Origin of the sequence: Allobosea sp. BK604 (assembly GCF_004341515.1) — a bacterium.
In the GTDB taxonomy this organism is placed as follows: domain Bacteria; phylum Pseudomonadota; class Alphaproteobacteria; order Rhizobiales; family Beijerinckiaceae; genus Allobosea.
Genome location: NZ_SLZF01000006.1, coordinates 101,027 through 112,501 on the forward strand (window position 1 = coordinate 101,027; position 11,475 = coordinate 112,501).

The 11,475-nt window shown below is 67.5% G+C and carries 11 protein-coding genes; 6 read left to right on the plus strand and 5 right to left on the minus strand.

What is annotated here, in order from left to right:
• Positions 1–83: 83 nt before the first annotated feature.
• The gene (locus EV560_RS19040; protein WP_131857382.1) at positions 84–914 is read right to left on the minus strand and encodes a substrate-binding periplasmic protein; all 831 of its coding nucleotides are present in this window, start codon (positions 912–914) and stop codon (positions 84–86) included.
• 220 nt (positions 915–1,134) lie between these two features.
• Between EV560_RS19040 and EV560_RS19045 the strand changes: the two genes are divergently transcribed.
• Positions 1,135–1,974: an NAD-dependent epimerase/dehydratase family protein gene (locus EV560_RS19045; protein WP_131857383.1), complete on the plus strand. Its 840-nt coding sequence runs from the start codon at positions 1,135–1,137 to the stop codon at positions 1,972–1,974.
• Here EV560_RS19045 and EV560_RS19050 read toward each other — a convergent pair.
• The 3 genes from EV560_RS19050 to EV560_RS19060 form a co-directional block, all read right to left on the minus strand.
• On the minus strand, positions 1,959–2,828 hold the full coding sequence (locus EV560_RS19050; RefSeq protein ID WP_131857384.1) for an amidohydrolase family protein: 870 nt from the start codon (positions 2,826–2,828) through the stop codon (positions 1,959–1,961). The genes EV560_RS19045 and EV560_RS19050 overlap by 16 nt on opposite strands.
• Positions 2,829–2,830: 2 nt before the next feature.
• Positions 2,831–3,715, minus strand: a complete 885-nt coding sequence (locus EV560_RS19055; protein WP_131857385.1) for a LysR family transcriptional regulator — start codon at positions 3,713–3,715, stop codon at positions 2,831–2,833.
• 124 nt (positions 3,716–3,839) lie between these two features.
• The gene (locus EV560_RS19060) at positions 3,840–4,289 is read right to left on the minus strand and encodes a helix-turn-helix domain-containing protein (protein WP_131857386.1); all 450 of its coding nucleotides are present in this window, start codon (positions 4,287–4,289) and stop codon (positions 3,840–3,842) included.
• A 68-nt stretch (positions 4,290–4,357) separates the two neighbouring features.
• Here EV560_RS19060 and EV560_RS19065 point away from each other — a divergent pair, with 68 nt between their 5' ends.
• Positions 4,358–5,566 (plus strand): MFS transporter, encoded by a 1,209-nt coding sequence (locus EV560_RS19065; protein WP_131857387.1) that lies wholly within the window; start codon positions 4,358–4,360, stop codon positions 5,564–5,566.
• Between the two features lie 37 nt (positions 5,567–5,603).
• Here EV560_RS19065 and EV560_RS19070 read toward each other — a convergent pair whose 3' ends face one another.
• The gene (locus tag EV560_RS19070) at positions 5,604–6,194 is read right to left on the minus strand and encodes a M15 family metallopeptidase (RefSeq protein ID WP_165923537.1); all 591 of its coding nucleotides are present in this window, start codon (positions 6,192–6,194) and stop codon (positions 5,604–5,606) included.
• A 285-nt stretch (positions 6,195–6,479) separates the two neighbouring features.
• Here EV560_RS19070 and asnB point away from each other — a divergent pair, with 285 nt between their 5' ends.
• The 4 genes from asnB to nadE all read left to right on the plus strand — a co-directional run bounded on the left by asnB (position 6,480) and on the right by nadE (position 11,459).
• Complete coding sequence (gene asnB / locus EV560_RS19075) at positions 6,480–8,417, plus strand: asparagine synthase (glutamine-hydrolyzing) (RefSeq protein ID WP_131857771.1); 1,938 nt, start codon at positions 6,480–6,482, stop codon at positions 8,415–8,417.
• A 24-nt stretch (positions 8,418–8,441) separates the two neighbouring features.
• The gene (locus tag EV560_RS19080) at positions 8,442–8,708 is read left to right on the plus strand and encodes an acyl carrier protein (protein ID WP_131857389.1); all 267 of its coding nucleotides are present in this window, start codon (positions 8,442–8,444) and stop codon (positions 8,706–8,708) included.
• Positions 8,709–8,910: 202 nt separating this feature from the next.
• A complete protein-coding gene (locus EV560_RS19085) occupies positions 8,911–10,455 on the plus strand; it encodes a class I adenylate-forming enzyme family protein (RefSeq protein WP_131857390.1) in 1,545 nt (514 codons plus the stop codon).
• Positions 10,452–11,459: an NAD(+) synthase gene (nadE, locus tag EV560_RS19090; protein WP_131857391.1), complete on the plus strand. Its 1,008-nt coding sequence runs from the start codon at positions 10,452–10,454 to the stop codon at positions 11,457–11,459. The genes EV560_RS19085 and nadE overlap by 4 nt, the downstream gene beginning before the upstream one ends.
• Positions 11,460–11,475 lie beyond the last annotated feature (16 nt).

The window sequence follows — 11,475 nt, forward strand, 5'->3', positions numbered from 1 at the left end:
TTCGCGTGAAGAAAATGCGTCAAAACAAATAGATAGAGAATTTTCGTGTTTCGGAGAAACGCGGAAATGCTCTGCGCTGCCGCCTACATCTTCTCGTTGATGACGCGCAGCTCTTCGGCCTTGAGCTTGTCGGTCATGCTGTCGGCGACCTTGCGCATCCAGTCGCGGTAGACGACCTCGTTCTTGTTGACGGCGAGGCCGACCGGCTGCGACTTCTCGGTGCTGTCCTGGCAATTATTCTCCTTGGGCAGGACGGCGAGGCCCTTGACCTTCCGGTTGAGCGCGATCCAGGCGAAGGTGTTGACCGGAGCGGCATCGGCCCGGCGCGCGATGATCTCGTCGACAGGGACGACGTTCGAGGTGATCTGCCCGCGCTGCTTGGCCTTGGCGAAGCGCTCCTTGACCCAGGGCTCCTGCGCCGCGCCGACCAGATAGGCGACCGTCACGCTCGGATCGTTCAGGTCGTCGATGGACTTCGCCTTGGCGAAGCGCTCGTTCGAGGCCAGCCCGAACATGCACAGGCTCTGCTTGGTGTAGAGCACGAAATCGACCACCGCGAGGCGCTCCGGCGTCTCGGCGACGGGCGCAAGCGTGAGATCGACCTGATTGGTCGGCAGCACCGGGATCTTGGTGTCGTTGCTGACCGCGACCTCCTGGATCTTCACGCCGAGCAGCCGGGCATATTCATTCGCCAGCACCCAGGCCGGCCCTTCCCAGCGCTGGCCGCCGCCGGTCGTGTTCTCGAACAGCCAGGGCGGGTTCGCCAGCATGCCGACGCGCAGCACGCCGGACTTGCGGATGGCGTCGACACGCGGGCTTTCGCCCGGCTTCGGCGGCTCCTGCGCCAGCGCGGCCGAGGTCAGGCCGGCGACGGCGAGCGAGAGCAATAGCTTGGACCACGTCGTGGAACGCATCGAAATCCTCCCCTTGAGAGCATGGGCAGGGCTCATCGTCCCCACCTCTTGTCGTGTTGACGCAGAGTATGGTGGCCGGGAAATCGATCGGTCAACCTATGCTGACCTACCTTCTGAACATCATAAAAAGTAATGTCCCGCGCTGTACTTCCTCCGCTAGATTTGCCGGGACAATGCCCCGTCCGTGCCCCGTTTCGGGGCTCCGCAAAGAGGTCCCGGCATGCTCCGCTCCATCCTGCTCACCGGCGCCGCAGGCGCGCTCGGCCGCCGGCTGCGCCCCGCCCTGCGCCAGGGCTTCGCGCAGCTGCGTCTCTCCGACATCGCGCCGGTGGAGGAGGCAGAGGAGAACGAGGAGATCGTGCCCTGCGACCTGCGCGATGCCGAGGCCGTGGAGCGGCTCGTCTCCGGGATGGATGCGATCGTGCATTTCGGCGGCTCGCTCAGCCGCAACGACTGGGGCAGCGTGATGGAGGTCAACATCGCCGGCACCTACAATCTCTACGAGGCGGCGCGGCGGCAGGGCGTTCTGCGCGTGGTCTATGCCAGCAGCAACCATGTCATCGGCATGTATCCGCGCAGCGAGCAGATCGATCTCGACGCGCCGCTGCGGCCGGACAGCCTCTACGGCGTCAGCAAATGCTTCGGCGAGTCGCTCTCGCGCTACTACTGGGACAAATACGGCATCGAGAGCGCCTGCCTGCGCATCGGCTCGGCGCTGGCCAGGCCGAATGACGAGCGCTCGCTCGCGACCTGGCTGAGCTATGACGATCTCGACCAGCTCGTGCTGCGCTGCCTGACGACGCCGCATCTCGGCTGGACGGCCCTCTACGGCGTCTCCGACAATGACCGCTCCTGGTGGGACAATGGCAAGGCCGGCTATGTCGGCTTCCGCCCGCACGACAATGCCGAGGATTTCGCGGCGGAGGTCGCAGGCTCCGCCTCGGCGCTCGATCCGGCCGACCCCGCCCTGTTCTTCCAGGGCGGCGCGCGTTCCTCGCATGATTATGTCGACGAGGCCGCCCGCGCCAAGGCGCGGCGCGAGCGTCAGGCGAAGCCGTAGAGCTTCGCCGGGTTGTCGACGAGGATGCGCCGACGCAGGCCCGCATCGGGCAGCCAGGAGAGGAACTCCTCGAACTGCGCCGCATCATCCGGCTTGTTGCCGACCGGAAAGCGCGGGTGCGGCCAGTTCAGGCCCCAGACCAGCCTGTCGGCATGCGCCTGCGCCAGCGTCCGCACGCGCAGCGCCACCTCGGACCAGTCGCTGCCGCCCTCGCCAAGGCCATAATAGAGCGCCGAGAGCTTGAGCCAGACCTTGCCGGTATCGAGCAGGGCGAGCAGCGCCTTGAAGGCGGGGCCCTCGATGCCGTCACCCAGCGGCAGGCGGCCGAGATGGTCGATCACCACCTGCGTCGGCAGGGCGTCGATCACCGCCGGCCAGTTGGCGATGTCGCGGCCGTCGCCCTGGATCTGCAGGTGCCAGCCCAGCGGCGCGACGCGGCGCGCGATGGCCGGGGCCTCGGCAAGGCCGAGCGTGCCGGGCTCGGTCGTCATGACCCGCAGGCCCCTCACCCCGGCCGCCGCCAGCTCGCGAAGCTCCTGGTCCGGGGTATCGGGCGCGACGATGGCGATGCCGCGCGCATTCTGTGCGCCCGTCTCGGCCATGGCCGCCAGCATGGCGCTGTGGTCGGTCCGATAGGCGAGCGGCTGGACGAAGACCGTGCGGGTGACGCCGAGCCTGGCGCAGACCGCTCGGTAGTCGGCGAGCGTCCATTCCGGCGAATTGTCGCCCGGCGGCAGCGGGAACCGGTCATAAGGCCCATAGATATGCATGTGGCAGTCGCAGACCGGCCCGAGCGCCCGCGCCGCGGCGGCCTGTTTCAGCATCGTCAGGTCAGTCATCGTCAGGTCAGTCATGGTCAGCGCGTTCCATCATCCCAGCCGGTCGTGCGGACCTCGTCCATGAAGGCCCGGATCAGCCGCGAGCGCGGCGAGTTCCTGAGCCAGACCAGGCCGATGCGCCGGCCCAGCACCGAGCCGGGCAGGCGCAATTTGTTCAGGGCGAGCCCCTCCGGCCAGGGCGGCGACCAGTCCGGCACGAGCGAGACGCCGAGGCCGCGATCGACCAGCACCGCGATCGCATCGAGCGCGTCGAGCTCGAAACGCTCCTTCGGCCGGATGCGGACCTTGCGCAAATAGGCATCGCCATAGCGCCCGCCCCAATGGTTGCGGTCATAGCGGATGAAGGGCTCGTGCCGCAGGATATCCTTGACCCCGGTGCGCTTCAGTGCGGCCGGCGTGATCAGCACCAGCGGCTCCTCGCGGAACATCTGCCAGCCACAGGTCTTCGGCAGCGCGAAGGGCGGCTCGACGACCACGGCCGCGTCGATATCGCCGCCGAGGACATCGGCATAGAGGTTCTTGGAGGTGCCGGGCACGACATAGAGCTCGAGATTCTCGTAGCGGGCCGAGAGACCTTGCAAGACGTCCGGCAGGATGCCGGTCAGCGCCGAGGAGATCGCCCCCAGCCTGAGCTCGCCGGTGATGCCCTCCCCGGCCGCCAGCGCCCTGAGATCGCGGACCTCGCGCAGGAACAGGCGCGCCCGCACCAGGATAGCGGCGCCGGCCTCGGTCGGCTGAACGGTGCGGCCGGTGCGGGCGAGCAGGCGCACGCCGAGTTCCTGTTCGAGCGCCCGGATGCGCTGCGCCAATGCAGCCGGCGTCAGGTTCAGACGCCGCGCGGCCTCTGCCAACGAGCCGCTTTCGACAACGGTCGTGAAGCTTTCGAGGAAGCGCGTATCCATCCCGCCCTTTTAGCCTATCGGCCCGAAAAGTGGATTGCAGCTTTCGGAACATGCCGTTGCGCAAACAGGAAGCTGGATCATCGGACCGGATGGCGAACCGGTGTCCACTTCGCTCGAAAATGCTCTAGCCTCTCCGCGCGGGCTTGGGCATCGCCGCGCGCCCTGGAGATTTGGCGGCAGCGCGCCTGCTCGTCGCCGTCGTCAGGAGCTTGCGGAAGTTCGGACATTCCAGATGCGACGGAGCGGGACAATCTGCGACGTGCCGGAGCATGTCCCGCAGCATCCGCAAATCCAGGATCTGCCGCTCCAGCTCATCGGCGCGGACATGCAGCTGCCCGCGCGGGATCTCGGGCCGCCCGTCCCGGCCGAACATGGCGGCGATCTCGACCAGGGAGAAGCCCGCCGCCTTGCCGAGGCTGACGAGCTGGAGCTTCAGCAGGACATCGCCGTCGAACTGGCGGCGCAGGCCATGCCGCCCGAGGGAGCGGATCAGGCCGATCTCCTCGTAATAGCGCAGTGTCGAGGGCGGCACGCCGGAACGCTCAGCGACCTCGCCAATGTCCAGAACACGCATGCTTGACCTCAAGTCGACTTGAACTCGTACGCTCTCCCGAACTGCCGGATTCAGCAAGAGGGAAAGCGATGGAAACTGCGTATGAGATAGAGAAACGGCCGGTCTGGCAGGATGGGCGCGCCATCGCGCTCCTGCTGGCCGCGTCGCTCACCACGATGGCCAATGCCACGATCAGCCCGGCGCTGCCGGGGCTCGAGCGCCTGTTCGCCGGGGACCCGAACGCGGCCATGCTGACGCGGCTCCTGGTGCCGGCGCCCTCGCTCGGCGTCGCGCTCTGCGCCCCGCTCGTCGGGCTGGCGGCGGACCGGTTCGGACGGCGGCGGCTGCTGCTCGCCGGCGTGCTGCTGTTCCTGGCAGCCGGGACGGCCGGGCTCGTCCTGCCCAATCTTCAGATGATCTTCGCCAGCCGCCTCCTGCTCGGCGCCGCCGTCGCCCTGATCATGACGGCGCAAACCGCCCTGATCGGCGACTATTTCACCGGCGACGAGCGCAGCGCCCTGATGGGGCTGCAGATCTCGGCCCGGAATTTCGGGGGCCTGGTCTTCATCTCGCTCGCCGGCTGGGTCGCGGCGCTCTCGCCGCGCCTGCCCTTCGCCATCTACGGGCTCGCCGCGGCCTTCCTGCCCCTGATGTGGAAGGTCATCATCGACCAGCCGCGGGTTTCCCAGGCGGGCGCCAGGCCGATGGCAGGCGCGCAGGAGCAGCGCTCCTGGGCGGTCATGCTCGCGCTGCTGGTGCTGCTTCAGGCGCTGACCAACATGCTCTTCTTCGTGATGCCGACCCAGATGCCCTTCTTCCTGGAGGCGGGAGGCTATGGCAGCAGCGTCATGACCGGCGCGGTCCTCGGCGCGCTGATGCTGTCCGGCGGCGGCTTCGCCCTGCTCTATCCCCGCATCCAGCGCGCGACGGGCTATGCGGGGCTGTTCTGCCTGGGCTACGCCGCGATGGCGCTCGGCTTCGCGCTGCTGCTTCTCGCCAGGGCGCCCTTGCCCCTGTTCGCGGCGGCTGCTGCGATCGGCATGGGTTATGCGCTGGTCTCGCCGAGCTTCGTCGCTCTCGCATTGACGCTGACGCCGGCGCGCGTGCGGGGGCTCGGCGGCGGCATCCTGACCGCCTCGATCTTCATCGGGCAGTTCTGCTCGCCGCTGCTCAGCACGCCGCTCATCACGCGCCACGGCTATGATCAGCTGTTCTGCGGCAGCGCTGCGCTGCTGGCGGCCATGGCGGCCTTGGCGGGAGCGGGCGCGGTCCTCTCCCGGCGACGAGTGGCGCTGTAGGCTCCCGCCGCGCCGGCGCGCAGCGCGCCCGTCGAGGTCATGGCGAGGCCAGCTCGAAATGCGAGCGGTCCATGTGCCTGTAGCCGTGGAAATGGCCGCCCCATCTGAGCGATACGCCGAGGTCATTGGCGGCCAGCTTCATCGCGGCCGCGATCCGGTTCTGGATGTCCGGGTCGAACACGACCCGTCCCGCCTGATCGAGCGCCCACAGATCCACCGCCCTGCCCGACCGATGCGGGCTGGCGCGGGTCATCGACCAGCCCCAGGCAACCGCGACGCGTTGCAGCTTGCGGTCACGCCTGCCTGAGCCGATCACGAAGCTGAGGCCTGGATTGTCAGCCTGCGCCTTGCGCACCACCCTGGCGAGGGCCGGTGCGATGGCGCGCAGGTTGGCCGCGTGATTGGCCCGCGGATCGGGGTTCCAGATCCGGAACATCGCAAGCTGATCCCGCCCGAATTCATCGCGGGCCGGAATCCGCTGGTAGATGCCACCCGGTCCATAGGGCAGCGGATCGCGCGGGATAACCTGCGGCCCCCTGCCGCCTGGCTGACCGAGCGCGGCGCTCCCCAGGCCGAAGAGCGCAAGGCCCAGCAATCCCAGGCGGAGATGGCGTGTCTTTCCGCTCATGACCCTCCGGATCATCGCAGCCGGATGCTGCCAAAGGAAGGCAGGGCCGCGCGAGCCGACGTCGCGGCCGATAAGCCAAGCCTCGGCTCCCTTTGCGTCACTCCACTCACCAAAGCGCGGCTCCAGGGGCATGACTTCTTACCCCGAAAACAGCGCCTCGCTTCTCCTTCAAAATTTACCATTCCCGCGAATAGCCGCGAATATTTAACGCCTGCCGGTATCTTGCTGGCTATAGTCCAAGTCGCGCTGATGAAGTCGCGCTGATTGACTTGGAACTATCTCGGCATGTGCGGTTTCGGCGGCTATTTCGGCACTGTCCGGGATGGAAGGGCGCTCCTCAAGGGGATGACGGCCGCCATTGCGCATCGCGGCCCCGATGAGCAGGGCTTCTTCACGGCGGAGGCTGCCGGCCTCGGCCATGCCCGGCTTTCCATCGTCGGTCTCAGCGACGGCCAGCAGCCGATGTCCGACGCGACAGGCGAGCTGACGATCGCCTTCAACGGCGAGATCTTCAACTATGTCGAGCTGCGCGAGGAGCTGCGCGCGAAAGGCCGCCATTTCCGCACGGGCAGCGATACCGAGGTGATCCTGCATCTCTACGATGCGATGGGCGAGGACTGCGTCTCGCTGCTCAATGGCGATTTCGCCTTTGCGCTCTGGGATGGCCGCCGGCGCCGGATGGTCCTGGCGCGCGATCGCATGGGCGTGCGGCCGCTCTTCTACACGCGGCAGGGCGAACGGTTCTATTTCGCCTCGGAGGTCAAGGCCCTGCTCCAGGTCCCGGGCGTCGCGGCCGAGCTCGATCCGGTGGCGCTCGACCAGATCTTCACGCTCTGGGCCCCGATTGCGCCGCGCACGGCCTTCCGCGACGTCTGGGAACTCGAGCCCGCGAGCCTGATGATCGTGCAGGAGGGCAGCGTCTCGACGCGGTCCTACTGGAGCCTGGATTATCCCGACCGGGAGGTGCCTCCACGGCACCGGGACGAGCGCGAAGCGGCCGAGGAGCTGCGCGCGCTCCTGACGGACGCCACCCGCATCCGCATGCGCGCCGATGTGCCGGTCGGTTCCTATCTCTCCGGCGGCCTCGATTCCTCCATCACCTCGGCGCTGGCGGCCGGCATGGCGCCGGGCGGGCTCAGGACCTTCTCGGTCACCTTCGACAGTGCCGAGCATGACGAGAGCGCCTTCCAGCTGGAGATGGCCCGAGCGCTCGGCACGCAGCATAGCTCGGTCGCCTGTGGAGCGGGCGATATCGCAGCGGTGTTCCCCGAGGTGATCCGCTTCACCGAGCGGCCGATCCTGCGCACCGCCCCTGCCCCGCTCTACAAGCTCTCGGGCCTGGTGCGCGAGGCCCGGCTGAAAGTGGTGCTGACGGGCGAAGGCGCCGATGAAATCTTTGCCGGCTACGATATCTTCAAGGAGGCCCGGGTTCGGCGGTTCTGCGGCAGGCAGCCCGGCTCGCGCATCCGCCCGCATCTGTTCCGCAAGCTCTATCCCTATCTGCCGGGGCTCAGGCAGCAATCCGCCGAGTATCTCGCCTCGTTCTTCGGGGCTGATGGAAGCGGGCTCGAGGATCCACTGTTCTCGCATCGGCCGCGGCTGGACGGCACCGCGGCGACGAAGCTGTTCTTCTCGGGCGACCTGCGGGCGACTTTGTCCGGATACGACGCCGCCGAGGAGCTCGCCGCGCGCCTGCCCGCTGCCTTCGCCCGCTGGCATCCGCTGCATCAGGCGCAGTATCTCGAAGCCCGCTTCCTGCTGCCCGGCTATATCCTGTCGAGCCAGGGCGATCGCATGGCGATGGCCCATGGCATCGAGGGCCGCTTTCCCTTCCTCGACCATCGCCTGGTCGAATTCGCCGCCGGGCTTCCTCCGCAGATGAAGCTGAAGGGGCTGGTCGAGAAACATATCCTGCGGGACGCGACCAAGGATCTGCTGCCGCCCGCGATCGGCCGGCGCCCCAAGCAGCCCTACCGCGCCCCCGACAGCCAGTCCTTCGTCGGGCCGGGCGCGCGGGACTATGTCGGGGCGATGCTGGGCAGCGCCGCGATCGGCGCCGGCGGGCTGTTCAATCCCAAGGCCGTGGCCAAGCTGCACGAGAAATGCAGCCGCCAGCCGGCCTCGGGCTTCCGCGACAACGCGGCCTTCGTCGGCATCCTGTCGACGCAGCTCTGGCTGGCGGCCTTCACCGGCGCCGGCCAGGCCACCGCAAAGGCCGCCTGACACCATCCAAGAAAGGGTAAGCACATGACAGACACGATCCGCGACGCAGTGAAGGCCTTTGTCATCGAGAACTTCCTGTTCGGCGACACCACCCAGGCCCTCGACGATGTCGACTCGTTCATCGAGACCGGCATCATCGATTCGACCGGCGTTCTGGAGCTCGTGGCCTTCATCGAGGACCATTACGGCATCACCGTCGCCGATGCCGATATCGTGCCGGCCAATCTCGATTCGCTGGCGCGCATCACGGACTTCATCAGCTTGAAGACCGCCTCGCTTGTCGCGGCGTGACGGCTGGCGGCGTGACGTCCAGAGCATGTCCGCGTTTCTCCGAAACGCGGAAGTTCCCTGTCCAATTATCTTGACGCATTTTCTTCACGCGGACCGGTTTCCACTTCGCTTGAAAATGCGCCATCTCTCTTTGAAGCATTTTCTTCACGCGAACCGGTTTCCACTTCGCTTGAAAATGCTCTAGCGGCGGAGGCCCGGGCTGATGCGGGTCGAGCAATTCCTGATCGCCAATGCGGCTGCGCATGGCGCCAAGACGGCGCTGGTCACCGAGCGGAAGCGGCTGCGCTATGACGAGCTGGACGCGCTGTCGAGCCGGCTCGCTGCCGCGCTCGCCGCGAATGGCGTCGAGCGCGGCGACCGCGTTCTCGTCTTCATGGAGAATTGCTGGGAAGCCGCCGTCGCGATCTTCGCGATCCTCAAGGCGGGCGCGGTCTTCAGCCCGATCAACGCCTCGACCAAGGCCGACAAGCTCGCCTATGTCATCGGCGATTGCGAGGCCGCGGCGATCCTGACCCAGGCGCGGCTGATGCCCGTCGTGACCCAGGCGCGCGCGCTGTCGGACCGGCCGCTCTTCGTCGCGTCGACGGGGGCGCCGTCGGGACAGGTCCCCGATGGCGCCGCCTCCTTCGAGGATTGCCTCGAATTTGAACCGGCGCCGGTCGGCCATGGCGGCATCGATATCGACCTCGCCATGCTGATCTACACCTCCGGCTCGACCGGCCGCCCCAAGGGCGTGATGATGACGCATCGCAATATCGATGCGGCGGCAGAGTCGATCACGACCTATCTCGGCAACACGCCCGACGACATCATCCTCAACGTCCTGCCCCTGGCCTTCGACTACGGCCTCTATCAGCTGCTGATGGCGATGCGGCTCGGGGCGACGCTCGTCCTCGAAAAATCCTTCGCCTTTCCGCAGGCGATTTTCGAGCGCATTCGCACCGAGAAGGTCACCGGCTTCCCGCTCGTGCCGACCATGGCGGCGCTGATCCTGCAGATGCGCGATCTGGCGCCCGGCTTCTTGCCGAGCCTGCGCTATCTCTCGAACACCGCCGCGGCCCTCCCGCCCGCGCATATCGCCCGGCTGCGCGAGCTCTTCCCGGGCGTGCGGCTCTATTCGATGTACGGCCTGACCGAGTGCAAGCGCTGCACCTATCTGCCGCCGGAGGAGCTCGACCGCCGGCCGGGCTCGGTCGGCATCGCCATTCCCAACACCGAGGCGATCGTCGTCGACGACGAGGGCAAGCGCGTGCCGCCGGGCGTCGCGGGCGAACTGGTCATCCGCGGCCCGCATGTCATGCAGGGCTATTGGCGCAACGAGGCGGCGACGCGGCAGATGCTGCGCCCCGGCCCACAGCCCTGGGAGAAGCGGCTGCATACCGGCGACCTGTTCCGCACGGATGCGGAAGGATTCCTCTATTTCGTCGGCCGCAAGGACGACATCATCAAGACCCGCGGCGAGAAGGTCGCGCCGAAGGAGGTCGAGGCGGTGCTGCATGCCCATCCCGGCATCGCCGAAGCGGTGGTGACCGGCGTGCCCGATCCGGTGCTCGGCCATGCCATCGCCGCGCTCGTGGTGCTCCGGGACGAGAGCGTGAGCGAACGCGACATCATCCGGCACTGCGCCGGTCATCTCGAGGACTTCATGGTGCCGAAGCGCGTCGAATTCCGCCAGGAGCTGCCGAAGACCGATACCGGCAAGGTCAGCCGCAGGCTGGCGGCCGAGGCGCTGGGAACGGCGGAATGACCCTCCCCGCCACACCGGGCCGCCCCGCCTTCTCGCCGGCGGCGCTGACCCTCGACAACGCCGCGGAAACCGACCGCATCGTCGCCGGGCTGCGCGAGCAGCTGCGCGCCATGCGCAAGCGCGGCCTCGTGCTCGGCCTCTCCGGCGGCATCGATTCCAGCGTCTGCGCCGCGCTCGCCGCCCGCGCCGTCGGCGCCAAGAACGTCTTCTGCCTGTTCATGCCGGAGAACGATTCCGATCCCGAGAGCCTGCGGCTCGGCCGGCTGGTCGCCGAGAGCTTCGGCATCGAGGCGATCGTCGAGGATATCGGCCCGACCCTGCGCGCAATGGGCTGCTACAACAGGCGCGATGCCTTCATCCGCGAGCTCGTGCCGGATTACGGCCCCGGCTGGGCCTCGAAGATCGTCATCGCCAATTCGCTCGCCGGCGACGGCTACAACATCTCCTCGCTGGTGGTTCAGGACCTGGAGGGCCGGCAGACCAAGCTGCGCATGCCGCCGGCGGTCTATCTCGGCATCGTCGCCGCCACCAACATGAAGCAGCGCACGCGCAAGCAGATCGAATACTATCACGCCGACCGGCTGAACTTCGCCGTGCTGGGCACGCCGAACCGGCTCGAATACGACCAGGGCTTCTTCGTGAAGAACGGCGACGGCGCGGCCGACGTCAAGCCGATCGCCCATCTCTACAAGAGCCAGGTCTATGCGCTTGCCGCCCATCTCGGCATCCCCGAGGAGATCCGCCTGAGGCCTCCGACGACCGACACCTATTCGCTCGCGCAGACGCAGGAGGAGTTCTATTTCTCCCTGCCCTATGACCGCATGGATCTTTGCCTGTTCGGCCTCAACAATGGCCTGCCGGCCGAGGAGGTCGCAGCCGCCGCAAAGCTGAGCGCGGTCGAGGTCGAGCGCGTCTTCGCCGATATCGCGGCCAAGCGCCGGGCGACGCGCTATCTCCATCTCGGCCCGCAGCTTGTCGGCCCTGTCGCGGAGGTCGCCGGCTGAGGCTTAGCGCATCGGC

Excerpts from the sequence above, each read along its gene's own strand:
- EV560_RS19040 (WP_131857382.1), bottom strand. The coding sequence starts at position 914 with ATGCGTTCCACGACGTGGTCCAAGCTATTGCTCTCGCTCGCCGTCGCC.
- EV560_RS19045 (WP_131857383.1), top strand. The coding sequence starts at position 1,135 with ATGCTCCGCTCCATCCTGCTCACCGGCGCCGCAGGCGCGCTCGGCCGC.
- EV560_RS19050 (WP_131857384.1), bottom strand. The coding sequence starts at position 2,828 with ATGACTGACCTGACGATGACTGACCTGACGATGCTGAAACAGGCCGCC.
- EV560_RS19055 (WP_131857385.1), bottom strand. The coding sequence starts at position 3,715 with ATGGATACGCGCTTCCTCGAAAGCTTCACGACCGTTGTCGAAAGCGGC.
- EV560_RS19060 (WP_131857386.1), bottom strand. The coding sequence starts at position 4,289 with ATGCGTGTTCTGGACATTGGCGAGGTCGCTGAGCGTTCCGGCGTGCCG.
- EV560_RS19065 (WP_131857387.1), top strand. The coding sequence starts at position 4,358 with ATGGAAACTGCGTATGAGATAGAGAAACGGCCGGTCTGGCAGGATGGG.
- EV560_RS19070 (WP_165923537.1), bottom strand. The coding sequence starts at position 6,194 with ATGAGCGGAAAGACACGCCATCTCCGCCTGGGATTGCTGGGCCTTGCG.
- asnB (WP_131857771.1), top strand. The coding sequence starts at position 6,480 with ATGTGCGGTTTCGGCGGCTATTTCGGCACTGTCCGGGATGGAAGGGCG.
- EV560_RS19080 (WP_131857389.1), top strand. The coding sequence starts at position 8,442 with ATGACAGACACGATCCGCGACGCAGTGAAGGCCTTTGTCATCGAGAAC.
- EV560_RS19085 (WP_131857390.1), top strand. The coding sequence starts at position 8,911 with ATGCGGGTCGAGCAATTCCTGATCGCCAATGCGGCTGCGCATGGCGCC.
- nadE (WP_131857391.1), top strand. The coding sequence starts at position 10,452 with ATGACCCTCCCCGCCACACCGGGCCGCCCCGCCTTCTCGCCGGCGGCG.